Source organism: Chitinophaga sedimenti (assembly GCF_023156195.1).
Lineage (GTDB): Bacteria > Bacteroidota > Bacteroidia > Chitinophagales > Chitinophagaceae > Chitinophaga > Chitinophaga sedimenti.
The window spans coordinates 1,641,307-1,656,776 of record NZ_JAKUKA010000001.1 but is presented as its reverse complement, the minus strand read 5'-3'; the positions used below and the strand labels follow the sequence as shown (position 1 = coordinate 1,656,776).

Here is a 15,470-nt window from a genome sequence, read left to right as displayed (position 1 = left end):
AATCTACGTTACCGCAAAGGTCACGTGCGATCCAGTACGCACCAGTGTGTAATTATTAGCGCAGGTTGAGCCGGTTGCAGGCTCAATCCGCTCTCTCTTAGTAATCACAATGCCGGCCGCAGGTGTACAATTGTCGCTTGCCGTCAGGTCAGGCTGTGCAGGAATGGCGCTGCATTGTACGGTCGTATCTGCCGGAGCAGGAGTCGTAAAGGTCGGCCTGGTAGTATCCTGTACAGTGATGGTCTGTACTACAGAATCCCTGTTGCCGCAGGCGTCTGCTGCAATCCAGGTACGGATGATCTGGTAGTTAGATGCGCAGGCAGATCCGGCAATTGCCTGCGTCCGTTCGTGCTTCGTAACGGTAGCCACACTACAGTTATCAGTAGCGGTCATGTCCGGCTGCAAAGGAATAGCGTCACAATCTACGGTCGCATCAGCAGGTCTGCTGCCATTAAATACAGGTTTGGTGGTATCCTGGATATTTACCGCCTGGGAAGTTTCAACATATCTTCCGCAGGAATCGGTCGCTCTCCAGGTACGGGTGATCACGCTGTTACAACCAGCGGTGGTAGTAGCATCGCTATAGGTGACAGTTACCGGAATATTATCTGCATGTGTAAAGGTTGGCGTGCCAAAATTGGTCGTATAGTCAGTACCAGTCACACAGTTAACGGTTACCGCAGGTGGCGTGCTGGCCACAACCGGGGCGTTTCTCGCTACTTTGATCTGTACCACGTTGCTCGTGCTTGTACAACCAGAAGTTACCACACGACGGTAGTAGGTTGTCGTAGTAATCGAACCCGGATTGTAGGTCGCACCGGTCGCAGACGAAATCAAGGTAAAGCTGGTCACTCCATTTGGAGAAGAATACCATTGGTAGGTATAGGTACCATTGCCACCTGTTGGCGAACCGGCAGGCATGCCAATGGCGGCAGCAGGGGAGCCAAGACAAATTACCTGGTTCGGGCCGATCGTATTGTTGGCGATTGGAGCAAGGTTGGTAAAGATAACCGTATCGGCAGGGGAGGTACAAGCGCCGCGTACTACGCTCCAGATGAGTGTAGCAGAGGTGCCCGGCGCAATGCCTGTGACTGTAGTAATATTAATATTCGGATTTGTGAACACCGCAGTACCACCAGCCGGCTGTGACCAGATACCTGCAGTCGCACTGCTGGTATAAGTAGCTGCAGTGGTGAACACAGTTGCGTTACACAACGCCTGGTCCGCGCCAGCATACGGCTTGAGCGGCATGGGATCCACGTTTACTGTAACAGTCAAACATGTAGTGGCCGGACAAGCGGTACCCGCTTCCGCTCTTACATAATAGGTAGTCGTAGCAGTTGGCGCCACTGTAATTGTGTCACCCGTCGCTACCAGCGTACCACCACAGGAAGAACGGTACCATCTCCATACTGCGCCCGGTGATTTATAACCGTAGGCAATCAGTGTAGCACTGGAGCCGTTACAGATCGTAGTCATCGATGGGCTGATAGAATCGAGCTGCGAAGGTTTCAGGATCCGAACGGTAAAGTTCTGGGTAGAGGTACATACAGAAGGTGAAGTATTTGAACCTGCAGAATGTCTTACAGACATCTGGAAGGTGTAGGTACCGGAATCAACTGTATTTGGAAAAGGTACGAGCAGCTGCGTAGTGCCGTTAGCCAATACCTGGTCCACGATGTCCGCGAATCCGGGCATCGGGTTAGCACCCGTGGCCGTGATCGAGTAACGGTCGGGTGCGCCGCTTACTGATACCTGCAGGCGGAATAAACCTGTAGTGGAACAAGTGTCCCGCGCCGCAATTACTGTAAGGCTGGGAGCCGCCAGCAGATTATGCGTTACGCTTGCCGTTGTAGCGGTACACACGTTGGCTGTATCGCGCAATCTCCGGGTAACAGAAATGCCCGTCCTGGCAACGAACCGCTGTAGGTCATCGTTGCGTTCGGATCATTTACGTTGCTGAACGTCACGCCGGCTGTCGAAGAGGACCAGGTACCATATTCATTCGGTGAAGGCGCATTGCCAGCCAGGGTAATAGTATTAATGCCGCATACCGTTTGTGAAGGTCCGGCGTTGGCAGCTTTCGGAGGCGCTACATTGCGGATAGTGATCTGGTCGTAAGACACACAACCACTAATAGCAGTATAACCTACCGTCCAGCGCACTGTGATGGTTTCGCCCACCGGCAGATTCTGCACTCTTGTGCTGTACGAATTGGCGTTGAGGAACGTAGCGCCGTGAGGATCACCTACAAATGACCATGTGCCACGTTGGTTAGTCGGCGGGTTATTGGCAGCGATCGCTAATTCTGTAGCGCCACATAACGATTGTGAAGCAGTCGAGATTTTCGCCGTAGGCGGATTCATGGCTGTTACTACAATGTTGTCAGTGATGTTACAAGCGTTGTTTTTTACCGCCGCCGTGTACGTTGTATTACCTGCCACGGTGGGTGTAAGCGTCAGGTATTGTCCTAATACGGTGCCGATGGAGCCCCCGGTCCAGCGCATATCAAACGCCGCATTACTGGAGCCCATGTCCAGCGTAATCGTATTGCCCACACAAATGGCCGTATCCGGTCCAAGGTTCAACCTTGGCATCGTATCGACTCGCAGGGTGGCCGTATCGTACGACGAACAGGTTTTACCATTGCCATAGTTAGCCACCGCTTCCACTATATAATCTGAAGTAGTGGTGGGCTGGGCGTCGATCCTGTTATAATTGGGGCCGCCCAACGCAATAAGGTTGGGTCCTGTAAAATTATAGATATCGTATGTACCCGGATTTACCTGTAGCGTTGTTTTTTGCCCCAAACATATAAAGGGGGCCGTAAACGATATGACGGGCTTTTCCAGGATCGTTAGCTCTACCTGGTTACCTGGCGTATAACAGTTCGCGGCGTTTTCGTTACCGCGTTCATATATCATCAGCCTGTAACGTTCAATGCCCACCGTGGTGAGCACGCCGGCGGCAATATTTAATGTAGGTGTGTTTTCGCCGGTATATCCCGGGCCGGATACCGGAGACCAAACACTGGTCGCCACATTCTGGCGTTGCCATTGGTACAGCGGGTCCTGGAAGTAGTTAATCGGATCGATCTCGGAAGTGAGTCGGATAGGAGCGCCCTGACAAATTGCATCTCTGTCGCTCTTCAGACCATCAATATATGAGAAAATTTTAGGTGCACAATACTCAAAAGAGATATCGTCAATCGCGATATCGTTACCACAACCACCGGGGAAGTTATTATCGATGGTAAGTACCAGGCTTTCCTGGCCAGGAGCCAGGCGGATACTGCCACCGAATTTCACCCATTTTTTGGAGGCGTCGTTCTCCAGGTTCGCGGATACTGCGTACGTGTTAAACGTGGCGATCGGTGTGGTAAGGTTGGTAGTGGTGTATACATTAAATGTTACACCAGTATAAATATAATCATTACGACAAGTGCTTTCCAATACACCCTTTCCATCAAGGTTCTGGAACCAGGCGGTAAAGTTATATACTGCACCGGGACACAAGCCTGTTATTTCTTTGCGGTAAAAACGCCGGGCATCATAAGACGAGTTACAAATCAACATGCCACCCCGGGTATCGCCGGTGTGGTCAGTAGAGGAAGCCCATTCGGTTCGTCCGCCATCATTAGTATTCCAGTAGATGTTGTAGTCGTTATCCGTGAGCGGCGATGTTGTGTTACAGTTGTAGTTGATGATCTGGGGCGCCGGGGCAGGAGGGTTCACAATACAACGTCGCCCTTCACCAGCCGTAAATGTTCCGAACGTTTCTTTGAAGTTCGACGAAGACTGGAAACTGCCTTTACATTCTGTGATTTCACAATCATACAGATTAATACGAACGGGGTCCGTATTTGTATAGTTTGTGGTAGTGGCGTCCCTGAAGATTCTTGCTGTAATGGTATAGTAAGCCACGTCCTGCAACATATCTATGGTAATGGACCGCCCGCTGGTGAGGATTGCCCGTAAACCATTTACACCAACTGTAGAGCTGGTGGTAATAGTAAATGTAGGCATGCCAACAGGCGTAATATACCATTCAACGCGATTGATCGAGGCGTTGTTGCTATGATAAGCATGCATCGTCACGAAATTCTTCTTACACACATCTCGCGGCGCGGTAAGTCTCGCGTTGTTTTGCGCCGACGCTCCCAAAAAGGTGCACGCAAGCAGGGTCAATAGGAGTAAAAATTTTCTCATGTGCTAACAGTTAGGTGAATAGAATGATACCCTCTGCGGTTAACCGCAAAGCGCCCATTGGCCATAGCCGCTGTATGCGTGAGAAAATTCAGCCCTGTCAGCTGACACTTCAGTCGTGTAGAATGTTTTCATAGGTCTTCGGTCTTATTCGGTTCGGTAATCTAGGATATATATAAATATTCGATGTTCGGTATTTAATATCTATCTCACAGATTCGGTCTTCGGTTTTTTCTGTTCGGTTTATCTAAGAATGTTCGGTATTCGGTGCTAATAAATTATTTTCCCTACAAAGTTCGGTAATCGGTTTATCAAGAATCGGTATTCAGTGTATCTGAAATTAAAATTAATAACAATATATGATATACAAAAATGCATTTTTTCTCTCAAACTGACAAAAAACTACAAATATTAGGTTTATAAACCATCTATTCTCTGATTTCCAATTCCTTAATTCTGCTAAAAAGATACAAAAAAATTATTCACAGTTGAGCACGTTAATAAATATTTTGTTTTGTGTCATGAAAGTCTTAATTATTTCCCTACCTTTGCAGACCAAATTTGACGTAAGATGCCGAAAGTAAAAACTCACTCCCGTGCGAAAAAAACCTTCAAGGTTACGGGAAGCGGAAAAATCAAGCGTGCAAATGCTTATAAAAGCCATTTGCTCACTAAAAAAAGCAACAAGAGAAAACGTTCCCTGAGGGGAGGTAGCATGGTTCATGATGCTAACCTGAACCTGGTGAAACGCATGCTCGTTCTCCGCTAATCTTTTCAAATTCATCACTTTTTTAAAAAGTCGTAATCATGCCTCGTTCAGTTAACGCAGTAGCGTCAAGAGCAAGAAGAAAGAAAATTTTAAAGCAAGCTAAAGGCTTCTACGGTAAAAGAAAGAACGTATACACCGTCGCCAAGAACGTTCTGGAGAAAGGTCTGACATATAGCTATGTAGGCCGCAAACTGAAGAAAAGAGAATACCGCCAGCTGTGGATCGCGCGTATCAACGCCGCTTCCCGTGCAGAAGGTCTCACTTACTCTCAGTTTATCCATAAATTATCAGAAAAGCATATTGACCTGAACAGGAAAGTGCTCGCTGACTTGGCAATGAACGAACCAGAAACCTTTAAAGCTTTGGTAGCTTCCGTAAAAGGATAATACCTTAACTTTCTGAATACTTGTAACCGGCTTCTAACAGGAGCCGGTTATTTTTTTATCTATTGTTGTTCAAATATTTTATAGTTAGCCGGCCACACTGTTTCCGGCAGCTTTTGCTTCGGAAAGATCCCTACCACCGCGGAACCGCTTCCACTCATCGCAGCATAAACCGCGCCCCCTCGTACATTTTCGTTTTGATGTCCGCAATTTCCGGGTGCTCGGGAAACACAACCGCCTCAAAATCATTTATCAGCACATTCTTCCAGCCGTCCACAGCATGCAGGTCAAGGTTACGCAGCGGATGGGTTGGCTCACAAGGTGTTATCTTCCCAAAAGCCCTGCCTGTGTGTACGTGAATCCCCGGATGCACCAACAGGAAGCTATAGCCGCCCAGGTCCAGGTCAATTTCTTCAAGGATTTCGCCACGGCCGGTAGCCAGGCAAGCCTTATTCTTTATGAAAAATGCACAATCGCTTCCCAGTTCCGCCGCGTAGCCAATCAGCTTCGTCTCATCCATCCCTAATTGGAATTTCTGATTCAATAATAATAAGGTGAATGCAGCATCAGACGAACCGCCGCCAAGACCGGCGCCAATAGGGATATGCTTGTGCAGGTGAATGTGAACAGGCGGGAGCTGCGGAAACTCCTTTTAAGGAGATGATAGGCTTTTAAACAAAGGTTATCCGCTGTATTGCCGGGCACCGAAATACCGCTACAGGTAAATTGCAGGGTGTCAGCCTGCACAATTTCCAGTGCGTCGCTCAGGGAAAGGGGGTAGAAGATAGTCTCCGTGTCGTGGAATCCATCCGCCCGCTTACGCAGGATATGCAATCCCAGGTTGATCTTACAATTCGGAAAAACGACCATATTATTTACTTCTGCGCGTATTGATCTCGTCGCGGATGGCAATGGCGCGGATGTAATCTTCCTGCTCCAGTACGTCCTGCAGCAACTGGTTCAGATCTTCCAGGCTCATGGCCTTCAGATCGTCTTCCACGCCTTTTTCATGTTCGGAGATAGTGGGGCCGGTGGTAGTTTTCGTAGCCTTTTTACCAGCGGGGTCGTCCAGCAGGATGCCGGCGCTGTTAAGAATGTTCTCGTAAGTATAAATCGGACAACCGAAACGTACGGCCAGGGCCGGGGCGTCGGATGTGCGGGAGTCAATTTCGATGGTGTCGTCGTTGTTCGAGCAAACTAATTTAGAATAGAAAATACCTTCCTGCAGGTTGCTGATAATAACCTCATGCAAATCAACGGAGAATGCATTCATGAAGTTCTTCATGAGATCATGAGTTAAAGGGCGGCTGGGCTGCATCTTTTCAAGGGCAACAGCGATGGCCTGCGCTTCAAAACCACCAATCACGATCGGTAAGCGCCTCAATCCGTTCACTTCGCCCAACACTACAGCGTACGAATGCGTTTGGGTAATGCTTGCGATAATGCAACTATTTCCAATTCTATCTTTCTCATACTGTCAGATACGTGCGCGCTGCGGTTAGTATCAGCGCAAGACGTGAAGTTAGAAAAATATTCTAAAAAAACATTTGACAAATTGATAGTTACAGACTTGTAGCCTGTAACTATCAATATTTATATTCAATTATCAAGCCTTTATCTTCCTGATCGCTTCGGTGATCTTGGGCACTACTTCAAATGCATCACCCACGATACCGTAGTCTGCCGCTTTAAAGAACGGCGCTTCCGGATCTTTATTGATCACCACGATCACTTTACTGCCGTTTACACCCGCCAGGTGCTGGATAGCGCCGGAAATACCGATCGCGATATACAGGTTCGGGCGGATAGTGAGGCCGGTTTGTCCTACGTGCTCGTGGTGCGGACGCCAATCGGAGTCGGACACCGGGCGGGAACAGGCGGTAGCTGCACCGAGCGCTTTAGCCAGATCCTCTACCAGTCCCCAGTTTTCGGGACCTTTAAGGCCACGGCCGCCGCTTACCACGATCTCAGCCTCCGTTAACGGCACCTCGCCGCTGATGGTTTCGGTCTTCAATACTTTCACTTTGAAGTCCCCATCGCTTACAGCAGGAGAGAAGGCCTCTACTGTGGCGCTGTTACTGCCGGCTTCCACTGCAAAGCTGTTCGGCAACACCGAAATAACTTTTACATCGGAGGTGATATTCACTTTCGCAAATGCCTTGCCGGAGAATACATTCTTTTTCACCACAAAGCCGGAGGCGGTGTCGGGCAGCTCAATGGCGCCCGCAACGAAACCTGCTTTAAGCCTTGCCGCTACACGGGGTGCAATGGCGCGACCTGAGAAGTTATGGGAAAATACGACTACTTTGGATCCTTCTTTCGCGGCCGCCTCGGCTACGATTTTGGCGCTTACACCTGCGTCTGCGTCATTAAATTTCGCACCGGCCACATGTAATACCTTTGCAGCGCCGTAGTTACCCAGTGTTGCCAGTTCGGCAGCATCCACATCGCCCAGCACAACGGCGGTGGCAGATGTGCCCTGTTGTTCGGCAACTTTTGAACCGTATTGCACGGCCTCCAGGGCCGCCTTCTTTATTTTTCCTTCGAATTGATCCGCAAATATTAATACAGACATGCTAATTTCTTTTTCTGATGAGAGATAACGTGGAACCTAGAGTACTTTGGCCTGCTCATGCAGCAGTTTTACCAGCTCCTCCGGGTTGTCGGGGCTGATCAGTTTTACACCGGCTTTTGCAGGGGGAGCTCAAAGCCTACTACCGCGGTGAGGGTGTCGGCCGCAGCGGGTTCCAGTACTTTCAGCGGCTTGGTGCGGGCCGCCATAATACCTTTCATATTAGGAATACGGGCTTCGGCCATACCTTTTTGTGCGCTTACCACCACAGGCAATGTTACTTCCACTACTTCCTCGCCGCCTTCGATCTCGCGGTTCAGGGTAGCGGTACCGCCGTTTACATCCAGTTTTGCCGCAATCGATACATAGGGAAGATCGAGCAGTTCGGCTACCATACCGCCGATGCTGGAGCCATTGTAGTCAATGGTTTCTTTACCGGTAAGGATCAGGTCATAATTTTCTTTCTTAGCGTGGTCTGCGATCTGCGCAGCAATAAAATAACTGTCATGGCTATCCGCGTTTACCCTGAAGGCCTCATCGCCGCCAAGCGCCAGCGCCTTACGGATAATAGGCTCGGTGTCTGCGCCGCCAACTGTGATCAGGTGAACTGTACCGCCCGTTGCTTCTTTCAGTTCCGGGCACGCACCAGCGCATACCATTCATCGTAGGGATTGATGATGAACTGTACGCCAGCTTCACTGAATTTCGTGTTGTTGTCGGTGAAAGCTATTTTTGCGGTAGTGTCCGGGGTTTTACTAATACATACTAAAATCTTCATAACCTTTAACTTAGTTTTGTTTTGGTAAATGCGGTATTTACAAATATATCGATTTTCAGCATTCATCACAGGCATATGAGCAGAATAGAACAATTAACCGATTTGCTGCGGCAGGAGCCAGGCGACAGCTTCCTGAAACACGCGCTGGCGCTGGAATACATCAAAATCGCCGACGATGGGCAGGCCCGCCGCGAATTTGAAGAACTGCTGGATAAGGAGCCCGGCTACACCGGTTCTTATTACCACCTCGGCAAGTTGCTCGAACGTGCCGGCGTACCTGATCAGGCGCTGGCCATTTATGAAAAAGGGATGGCCATTGCCAAAGCCGCGGGCGAACGTCACGCTTATAATGAACTGCAGTCGGCCTACGAAGACCTGGCCTACTAATCTTAACGCTCAGCTATGCAAGAAGCATTCCGTGATTATATCCTCCGGGAAAATTTATTCAGCAACGGCCAGCAGGTATTACTGGCTGTTAGCGGTGGCCGTGACTCCGCGGTGATGGCGCAATTATTTTATGATGCCGGTTTCCGGTTCCGTGTAGCGCATTGTAACTTCGGGCTGCGTGGTGCAGAGTCCATACGTGACGAAGGTTTTGTACGGACGCTGGCTGAACGTTTACAGGCGCCGTTTCATGTGCAGCATTTCGATACGGAGGCGTACGCGCAAACGTATAAGCGATCGATCCAGGTGGCTGCCCGCGAATTGCGTTACCGCTGGCTGGAAGAACTGAGGATGCAGCTCGGCCTCGATTACATTGCCACCGCGCATCACCTGGGCGACAATGTGGAAACGGTGCTGATGAACCTTTCCAAGGGAACGGGTATCGCCGGGCTTCATGGTATTTTGCCTAAAAATGGTCATATTATCAGGCCGTTACTCTTCGCTACGCGGGAGCAGATCAACCAATATGAACAAGAGAAAAAAACAGGATTTGTGGAAGATAGTTCTAACCTAACAGACAAGTACACACGTAATTTCTTTCGTCACCAGGTGATTCCGAAGTTGGAAGAGGCCTATCCGGAAGCTATTCGTAATATCGGCGGCAGCATTGAACGCTTTCGCGAGGCCGAAACATTGTACCAGGAAGCCCGGACATCTACCGGAAGAAATTGCTGGAGAAAAGGGGAGAAGAATATTTTATCCCGGTATTAAAACTGCAGAAGTCAAGCCCATTGCAGACCATCACGTACGAACTGTTGAAACCATTCGGCTGCAGCGCCGCGCAGGCAGAACAGGTGGTGCAGCTGCTGAACAGTGCCCCGGGAAAATACCTGTCCACCGCCACACACCGCATTTACCGCGACCGGAAATGGCTGATCATTACGCCGCAGCAAACGGATTTATCTACCCACTTTATCATTGCTGAAGAACAGGAAACCGTATTGATGCCAGGTGCCCGCATTACCCTGCAACACCTCGATGCGGCGGGCGTTAAACCGCCAACGGATGCCACCATCGCCTGCCTGGATGCAAAACACATTAAGTTCCCGCTGCTGCTGCGCCGCTGGAAGAAAGGTGATTATTTTTACCCGCTGGGCATGCAGAAAAAGAAAAAGGTATCGCGCTTTTTCATTGACCAGAAACTTTCTATCCCGCAAAAGGAAAATGCATGGGTGCTGGAATGCGGCAAAAAGATTGTCTGGATAGTGGGCATGCGTATCGACGACCGCTTTAAACTGACGCCGCAAACGCAGCGCCTGTTGCGGCTGGAATGGCAACCCGCCTAACCAATATATTTATTGATACCCGGGAAGTCGTAACGAATTGTATTGAGAAATTCCAGGCCGATCACCGGCTCTACCGCAATAGGGAAGAGGAGTCCGAAGATAGCGCCCCAATAATGCGCATCGTGCGCAATGTTGCTGCCACCGCGGCGATCGAGGTATATAGAAAGCCAAACATAGAAGCAGCCGAAGATGACCGCGGGAAAGCGGATAACATCAATAAAAAGAAAGAAATGCCGCTCCAGGAAAAAACACGATCCCCGAAAAAATCACCGCCGCTACACCACCAGACGCACCCAGCGAGGTGTAATGCTGGTTGTCGCCGTGCTTCAAAAGCGCGGGTAAACTGGATACCACCAGTGCACCAACATACATCAGCAGGAAATAATATTTGCTGCCGAAACGCATTTCATACACTTCCTCTACCGACGAAAAAAATAAAGCGACAGCATATTAAACAGCAGGTGCATGTAATCTGCGTGTACGAGACCATTCGTAAACAGGCGGTAATATTGTTTGTGATGCTTCACGTCGTACGGCACCATTGCCAGTTTGTAAAGCTGGTCCTGGCGCTGGAAAGCGGTAATGGAAACAAGACAGGTCAGAACGATGATCGAAATAGTAACGGACATAAACAATCGCTGATGTTAGTGCTAAAGTAACGCAAATAGAATTATTCGTGGTGGTATTTTTCGTTGCTTAATACGGAGTAAGCACGATAAAGTTGTTCTGTGACGATGAGCCGTACCAGTTGGTGCGGGAAGGTGAGGGCAGAGAGCGACAATTGTAATTGCGCGCGTTTGAGCACCGGTTCGTCGAGACCAAAAGCACCGCCGATGAGGATGATCACCTGACGGGTACCGGCATTGGCGCGCTGCTGTAAAAAGTCGGACAGTTGCAGGGTGGTCATGGTTTTGCCACGCTCGTACAGGGCCACCAGGTAGTCGGAGGGTTGCAACATATCGAGCAACATTTTACCTTCCTGCTTTTTCAGTTCAGGAATAGCAAGACTGGCTGCCTGTTTCACAGTGGGAATGAGTTTTATCTCGAAGTCCACGTAATGTTGCAACCTTTTCTGAAAAATTTTGATGCCATCCGCGATATAGGCATCGTTGTCTTTCCCGATGCTCCAGAGCTGTATTTTCAAGCGTTTACCCGTTTTTTTAATGAAGCATCAAAAGTAGCGCTTAAAAAGAAGCCGAAATAATTTTGCCCGAAAGATTTGCAGAAATAAAAATCTACATACATTTGCATCCCGTTCGACACAAAAATGGCCTTGTAGCTCAATTGAATAGAGCATCTGACTACGGATCAGAAGGTTTCAGGTTTGAATCCTGACAGGGTCACAAAAAGGGACTGGTTCTTCATGAATCAGTCCCTTTTTCTTTCCGGCAGAATCCGTTAAGCGGCCGTTAATGATTGTATTTCAATCACGTCCGCATGCAAAAAATCACCACAAATACCGAAATTGGAAATGGTGTAAAATTACATCAGATCACATGTATACGCCGGACAGTGTCGTCTGCCCGGCTTTTTTATATCTTTTTTAACGACCTGAATTAGCGGCGGCGTTTGCTGGCAATCACATCTTTACTTACATTTACATTATAGCAAAGTCTTAAAAACTATGGAAAACTACAATCAGCAATCCCGTACTTATCCCATTCAGAACAGTGCCACGGCCGGATCAGGTTCCCTGGCAAAGAACTTTATGGCTAATGTATTTACATGGATGTTTGTCGCCCTGGGTGTTTCGTCATTATTCGCCATCCTGTTCGCAAACAACACGCACTTACTGGCTTACCTGTTTAACACCATCACCGGCAAAATGAATCCGCTTGGCTGGATCGTAATGTTCGCACCTCTCGGTTTCGTGATGTTAATGTCTTTTGGCTTCCAGCGCTTATCTGCTTCCGCCATTACGACCCTGTTCCTAGTGTATGCCGCTATTAATGGTATCAGTTTCAGCTTTATCTTACTCGCTTATACCGCCAACTCTGTAATAGGTTGTTTCCTGTCTGCCGCCGCTATGTTTGGTGTAATGGCCGTAATGGGATACACGACCACTAAAGACCTCACCAGCTTCGGCCGTTTGCTGATGATGGCGCTGATCGGCATCCTGGTGGCGATGCTCATCAACCTGTTCATGAAAAGCGATACTATGGGTTATGTAATCAGCGTGATCGCTGTACTGGTATTTACCGGTCTGACCGCGTACGACGTACAGAAACTCAAACGCATCGGCGAAGGTGTGGAATACGAAGGCACACCTGCTAATGAAACGCGTAAACTGGCAGTAATGGGCGCTTTAAGCTTGTATCTTGATTTCATCAACATCTTCATTCACCTGCTCCGTTTGTTTGGAGGCAGAAGAGATTAGTAAGATTATTTCATACAGGAAAGGGCGCTTTTGGGCGCCCTTTTTTATGGTTAAGCCGAACAGACTTATCCACATGATCCATTCTAAGTGATTGATTATTAAAAAGATGGAGCAGTCTGAATAAATGATTGCTTAAAATACTTGGAAGTCATAGCGAAAGAAGCGTACATTTGCATTCCGTTAAATAATTAACGAATGGCTTTGTAGCTCAATTGAATAGAGCATCTGACTACGGATCAGAAGGTTTCAGGTTTGAATCCTGACAGAGTCACGGAAAAAAGAAAAAGGATGGTAGTAATGCCATCCTTTTTCATTTGGAAGAGATCGATAAAAATATTTGGAATTCACGTGTAAAGAAACGTACATTTGCATCCCGTTAAACAAATAACGAATGGCTTTGTAGCTCAATTGAATAGAGCATCTGACTACGGATCAGAAGGTTTCAGGTTTGAATCCTGACAGAGTCACAAAAGAGAAGGATGGTATCGCTACCATCCTTTTTTATTTCGATAGGGTCTTAATGCAATCGCATCTTCCCGCGTAAATTCAACAGCACATACCGTGTAATCCGTATTCTTCTTCTCGTTTGCTCCTGAATTTCCCGGTGATGCAAAAACCAGCCACCCACAGCGCCGATAAGGCTCCCGATAACGATGTCAAGTACACGCAGCTCTATCAGCATTTGCGGATCCTGCGTCATGGCGCTGCCGGCCTCGGCGAGAAATACCGTCATAGGTGTTATAAAGAAGACGGTGAGCGCGTAGTGGCGAACGATCAGCATTTCCACGAGGAACTGCAGCACGAGAATGGCCAGGCAGATCCCCAATGAGTTCAGGTGTAGCAACAGCAACAGCCAGGTGAGCCCCATGCCCGCGAAAGTGCCTAATATCCGCTGAAAAGTACGCTGCCATACATGGCGGACGTCCACACCCTGCATTACTGCCATGCTCGAGATAGGCACCCAATAAGGATTATCGAGCCCCATGAGGTGCGGCACCAGTATCGATATGCCGGCGAAGGCCCCGACGATGAGCGATTTCACGGTATCGGAGTAAGGTGCTTTCCGTAATTGTGGTGCGGGCTTTTTGGGGGAAGTTTCTTTGTGATATACATGCTGTAAAACAGCGCGAGCGTACAGGCGAACATGGTGCCCATGCCGATCAGCCCGACCCGGGTAGGGATGGTATGCAGGTGAAACGGCGCACAACTGCCGATGGCCGCCAGCATGATAAAGAAAAAGCTATTGGGCGGCGGCAGCCGGAAATAACTGGTTACCCAGTGTACCCCCATAGCGAATACACCAATAAATAAAGCCGACAGCAGGGAGTTAAAGCTGAAACTGACGCCAATGGCGTAAGATGCCATAAAACCGAAAGAACAGGCCACCAGTGTAATCATACGCTCCGCCAGCGTGCCGTTATTGAGATAAAGGATGACGAGTCCGCCCATACAGGCCAGCAGGCCGTAATCTAACCGGTCGAAGTACCACCCCGCGAGTAAAGGAATACCCACACACAGCGAAGCCAGCACCGGAATATGCCACAGGCGTTCCGTTTTCTTCAGTTCAAAGAGGGACTTCATTTCATGCAGCAAAATCTGGCGGACACTCGTTTTCATATCAACAGGCAAAGTTATTCCATCTTCCTAAAAGAAAAAAAAGCAGCATTTCTTAGCGTATTGTTTTTTCCTGCACGAAAATTGCGGCTATGGTCGCTATAATGGCTATTTTTGCTGTATATCTAACTAAATGTAGTTGACCAAAGATTATGGTAAACGGACCATCCTCCAATGAAAACGCTTTCCGGGAGCGGCGGGCGCGCCTTATTTTTATCGCAAAGGTATTAATGTTTGCCGCGCTGATTTATACGAACATAAACTATCCGGAGTATTTCGCGGACAGACTGCGTGTGGTGGAAAGATTCATGCACGGCCTGTATGTTTTTCTCGGCGGTAACATTGTGATTTCCCTCATGCAAATCATTATCCGATCCTGGTACATCCGCAGGCATAATATCACCAACATACAGCGCGACAACTTCCTGCTGGGCGTAAAGCGTGTATCGTCGGTGTTAAACGGGGGATTTGTACTGGCAGGGGTAGCGGTAGGTGTTGGAGTAACCGTCACCAACATTACCATCGTTGCGGCGGCCATCGCCTTATTATCTAAAGAGTATATAACCAATATCATCAATGGTTTGATCATCATGTTCTCCGATCAGTTGTCGCTGGGCGATCAGATCAAGGTAGGGGAGTTCCAGGAAAGATACTGGACATCACGCTGGTGAATGTCGTCTTGCAAAACGATGATGACGATATCGTGATCGTACCCAATACGATGATCTTTAATACCCTGATCGTTAACCAGAGCAAACAGAATATCAAGAAGATGACGATCGAGTTTGAGATGGACCTGAAATTTTTCGCCACTCCCTCAGAGCTGGAAAGTCAACTGAAAGATGCGCTGCAACCGTTTACGAGCAACATTACGGCGAACAGCTTTTCCTTAAAAACGCTGGAGATCAAAAAAGACCTGTGCCGGTTTAAAGTGCAGTTCCTGATTCCGCGGCACGATAAAGAAATGGAGCGGCGGATGAAGCGCGCAATCACGACCGAGATTTTATCCATCACAAAAAGGAAGTAGAACACTGATGTGCCA

At 48.5% G+C, this 15,470-nt stretch carries 19 protein-coding genes, 3 tRNA genes and 1 pseudogene; 10 read left to right on the top strand and 13 right to left on the bottom strand.

All coding sequences use genetic code 11. The annotated features are described in order from the left end of the window. Window positions 1–3 precede the first annotated feature (3 nt). Both MKQ70_RS09405 and MKQ70_RS09400 read right to left on the bottom strand, forming a co-directional pair. Window positions 4–1,866, bottom strand: coding sequence for a DUF8696 domain-containing protein (locus MKQ70_RS09405; RefSeq protein WP_248070176.1), 1,863 nt, complete (start codon window positions 1,864–1,866; stop codon window positions 4–6). After that, window positions 1,839–4,208, bottom strand: a complete 2,370-nt coding sequence (locus tag MKQ70_RS09400; protein WP_248070175.1) for a hypothetical protein — start codon at window positions 4,206–4,208, stop codon at window positions 1,839–1,841. Before MKQ70_RS09400 ends, MKQ70_RS09405 begins: the two co-directional genes overlap by 28 nt. Window positions 4,209–4,776: 568 nt before the next feature. On the opposite strand from MKQ70_RS09400, the gene rpmI reads away from it, so the two are divergent. Together rpmI and rplT are read left to right on the top strand one after the other, a co-directional pair. Continuing rightward, window positions 4,777–4,974, top strand: coding sequence for a 50S ribosomal protein L35 (gene rpmI, locus MKQ70_RS09395; RefSeq protein ID WP_248070173.1), 198 nt, complete (start codon window positions 4,777–4,779; stop codon window positions 4,972–4,974). Between the two features lie 38 nt (window positions 4,975–5,012). Next, window positions 5,013–5,360 carry a 50S ribosomal protein L20 gene (rplT, locus tag MKQ70_RS09390; RefSeq protein WP_248070172.1) on the top strand — a complete coding sequence of 116 codons (348 nt, stop codon included), beginning with the start codon at window positions 5,013–5,015 and terminating at the stop codon, window positions 5,358–5,360. 154 nt (window positions 5,361–5,514) lie between these two features. Here rplT and MKQ70_RS09385 read toward each other — a convergent pair whose 3' ends face one another. The 6 genes from MKQ70_RS09385 to MKQ70_RS09360 form a co-directional block, all read right to left on the bottom strand. Next, window positions 5,515–5,955, bottom strand: a complete 441-nt coding sequence (locus tag MKQ70_RS09385) for a 4-(cytidine 5'-diphospho)-2-C-methyl-D-erythritol kinase (protein ID WP_372490100.1) — start codon at window positions 5,953–5,955, stop codon at window positions 5,515–5,517. Next, on the bottom strand, window positions 5,898–6,227 hold the full coding sequence (locus tag MKQ70_RS09380; protein ID WP_248070168.1) for a 4-(cytidine 5'-diphospho)-2-C-methyl-D-erythritol kinase: 330 nt from the start codon (window positions 6,225–6,227) through the stop codon (window positions 5,898–5,900). The genes MKQ70_RS09385 and MKQ70_RS09380 overlap by 58 nt, the downstream gene beginning before the upstream one ends. Window position 6,228: 1 nt before the next feature. Further along, window positions 6,229–6,762, bottom strand: coding sequence for a bifunctional nuclease family protein (locus tag MKQ70_RS09375; RefSeq protein WP_248070166.1), 534 nt, complete (start codon window positions 6,760–6,762; stop codon window positions 6,229–6,231). A gap of 201 nt (window positions 6,763–6,963) precedes the next feature. Beyond that, a complete protein-coding gene (locus MKQ70_RS09370; RefSeq protein ID WP_248070164.1) occupies window positions 6,964–7,932 on the bottom strand; it encodes an electron transfer flavoprotein subunit alpha/FixB family protein in 969 nt (322 codons plus the stop codon). Between the two features lie 104 nt (window positions 7,933–8,036). After that, window positions 8,037–8,588, bottom strand: coding sequence for an electron transfer flavoprotein subunit beta/FixA family protein (locus tag MKQ70_RS09365; protein WP_248070162.1), 552 nt, complete (start codon window positions 8,586–8,588; stop codon window positions 8,037–8,039). Further along, complete coding sequence (locus MKQ70_RS09360) at window positions 8,558–8,707, bottom strand: hypothetical protein (protein ID WP_248070160.1); 150 nt, start codon at window positions 8,705–8,707, stop codon at window positions 8,558–8,560. The genes MKQ70_RS09365 and MKQ70_RS09360 overlap by 31 nt, the downstream gene beginning before the upstream one ends. A 75-nt stretch (window positions 8,708–8,782) precedes the next feature. Here MKQ70_RS09360 and MKQ70_RS09355 point away from each other — a divergent pair, with 75 nt between their 5' ends. Genes MKQ70_RS09355 through tilS (MKQ70_RS09345) form a run of 3 tightly spaced genes read left to right on the top strand, consistent with a single transcriptional unit; the run spans window position 8,783 to window position 10,437 of the window. Then, window positions 8,783–9,094 carry a hypothetical protein gene (locus MKQ70_RS09355; RefSeq protein ID WP_248070158.1) on the top strand — a complete coding sequence of 104 codons (312 nt, stop codon included), beginning with the start codon at window positions 8,783–8,785 and terminating at the stop codon, window positions 9,092–9,094. A gap of 15 nt (window positions 9,095–9,109) precedes the next feature. Next, a complete protein-coding gene (tilS, locus tag MKQ70_RS09350) occupies window positions 9,110–9,862 on the top strand; it encodes a tRNA lysidine(34) synthetase TilS (RefSeq protein WP_248070156.1) in 753 nt (250 codons plus the stop codon). Then, complete coding sequence (gene tilS / locus MKQ70_RS09345) at window positions 9,820–10,437, top strand: tRNA lysidine(34) synthetase TilS (protein ID WP_248070154.1); 618 nt, start codon at window positions 9,820–9,822, stop codon at window positions 10,435–10,437. The genes tilS (MKQ70_RS09350) and tilS (MKQ70_RS09345) overlap by 43 nt, the downstream gene beginning before the upstream one ends. A 213-nt stretch (window positions 10,438–10,650) precedes the next feature. Here tilS (MKQ70_RS09345) and MKQ70_RS09340 read toward each other — a convergent pair whose 3' ends face one another. The 3 genes from MKQ70_RS09340 to MKQ70_RS09335 are packed head-to-tail and all read right to left on the bottom strand — an operon-like array spanning window position 10,651 to window position 11,581. Next, window positions 10,651–10,842, bottom strand: a complete 192-nt coding sequence (locus tag MKQ70_RS09340) for a hypothetical protein (RefSeq protein WP_282456319.1) — start codon at window positions 10,840–10,842, stop codon at window positions 10,651–10,653. A gap of 14 nt (window positions 10,843–10,856) precedes the next feature. Then, entirely contained in the window at window positions 10,857–11,066 is a 210-nt protein-coding gene (locus MKQ70_RS38080; protein ID WP_282456318.1) for a rhomboid family intramembrane serine protease, read from the bottom strand. A gap of 41 nt (window positions 11,067–11,107) precedes the next feature. Beyond that, window positions 11,108–11,581 (bottom strand): 23S rRNA (pseudouridine(1915)-N(3))-methyltransferase RlmH, encoded by a 474-nt coding sequence (locus tag MKQ70_RS09335; RefSeq protein ID WP_248070152.1) that lies wholly within the window; start codon window positions 11,579–11,581, stop codon window positions 11,108–11,110. A 125-nt stretch (window positions 11,582–11,706) separates the two neighbouring features. Here MKQ70_RS09335 and MKQ70_RS09330 point away from each other — a divergent pair. The 4 genes from MKQ70_RS09330 to MKQ70_RS09315 all read left to right on the top strand — a co-directional run bounded on the left by MKQ70_RS09330 (window position 11,707) and on the right by MKQ70_RS09315 (window position 13,281). Continuing rightward, window positions 11,707–11,780: transfer RNA gene (locus MKQ70_RS09330), tRNA-Arg, on the top strand. A 281-nt stretch (window positions 11,781–12,061) separates the two neighbouring features. Then, window positions 12,062–12,814, top strand: a complete 753-nt coding sequence (locus tag MKQ70_RS09325) for a Bax inhibitor-1/YccA family protein (protein WP_248070150.1) — start codon at window positions 12,062–12,064, stop codon at window positions 12,812–12,814. A gap of 197 nt (window positions 12,815–13,011) precedes the next feature. Next, window positions 13,012–13,085 (top strand) — tRNA-Arg (locus MKQ70_RS09320). Between the two features lie 122 nt (window positions 13,086–13,207). Continuing rightward, window positions 13,208–13,281, top strand: a tRNA-Arg gene (locus MKQ70_RS09315). Between the two features lie 50 nt (window positions 13,282–13,331). Here the strand turns inward: MKQ70_RS09315 and MKQ70_RS09310 are convergent. Then, a complete protein-coding gene (locus MKQ70_RS09310; RefSeq protein WP_248070148.1) occupies window positions 13,332–13,856 on the bottom strand; it encodes an FUSC family protein in 525 nt (174 codons plus the stop codon). Continuing rightward, window positions 13,853–14,431 carry a hypothetical protein gene (locus MKQ70_RS09305; protein WP_248070147.1) on the bottom strand — a complete coding sequence of 193 codons (579 nt, stop codon included), beginning with the start codon at window positions 14,429–14,431 and terminating at the stop codon, window positions 13,853–13,855. The genes MKQ70_RS09310 and MKQ70_RS09305 overlap by 4 nt, the downstream gene beginning before the upstream one ends. Before the next feature lie 149 nt (window positions 14,432–14,580). Here MKQ70_RS09305 and MKQ70_RS42095 point away from each other — a divergent pair. Continuing rightward, window positions 14,581–15,455: pseudogene (locus MKQ70_RS42095) on the top strand (mechanosensitive ion channel family protein). Window positions 15,456–15,470 lie beyond the last annotated feature (15 nt).

Bases quoted from the DNA above. Each gene is read 5' to 3' on its own strand.
- MKQ70_RS09400 (WP_248070175.1), bottom strand. From the start codon at position 4,208: ATGAGAAAATTTTTACTCCTATTGACCCTGCTTGCGTGCACCTTTTTG.
- rpmI (WP_248070173.1), top strand. From the start codon at position 4,777: ATGCCGAAAGTAAAAACTCACTCCCGTGCGAAAAAAACCTTCAAGGTT.
- rplT (WP_248070172.1), top strand. From the start codon at position 5,013: ATGCCTCGTTCAGTTAACGCAGTAGCGTCAAGAGCAAGAAGAAAGAAA.
- MKQ70_RS09380 (WP_248070168.1), bottom strand. From the start codon at position 6,227: ATGGTCGTTTTTCCGAATTGTAAGATCAACCTGGGATTGCATATCCTG.
- MKQ70_RS09370 (WP_248070164.1), bottom strand. From the start codon at position 7,932: ATGTCTGTATTAATATTTGCGGATCAATTCGAAGGAAAAATAAAGAAG.
- MKQ70_RS09365 (WP_248070162.1), bottom strand. From the start codon at position 8,588: ATGGTATGCGCTGGTGCGTGCCCGGAACTGAAAGAAGCAACGGGCGGT.
- MKQ70_RS09360 (WP_248070160.1), bottom strand. From the start codon at position 8,707: ATGAAGATTTTAGTATGTATTAGTAAAACCCCGGACACTACCGCAAAA.
- MKQ70_RS09355 (WP_248070158.1), top strand. From the start codon at position 8,783: ATGAGCAGAATAGAACAATTAACCGATTTGCTGCGGCAGGAGCCAGGC.
- tilS (WP_248070156.1), top strand. From the start codon at position 9,110: ATGCAAGAAGCATTCCGTGATTATATCCTCCGGGAAAATTTATTCAGC.
- MKQ70_RS09340 (WP_282456319.1), bottom strand. From the start codon at position 10,842: ATGCGTTTCGGCAGCAAATATTATTTCCTGCTGATGTATGTTGGTGCA.
- MKQ70_RS38080 (WP_282456318.1), bottom strand. From the start codon at position 11,066: ATGTCCGTTACTATTTCGATCATCGTTCTGACCTGTCTTGTTTCCATT.
- MKQ70_RS09325 (WP_248070150.1), top strand. From the start codon at position 12,062: ATGGAAAACTACAATCAGCAATCCCGTACTTATCCCATTCAGAACAGT.
- MKQ70_RS09305 (WP_248070147.1), bottom strand. From the start codon at position 14,431: ATGAAAACGAGTGTCCGCCAGATTTTGCTGCATGAAATGAAGTCCCTC.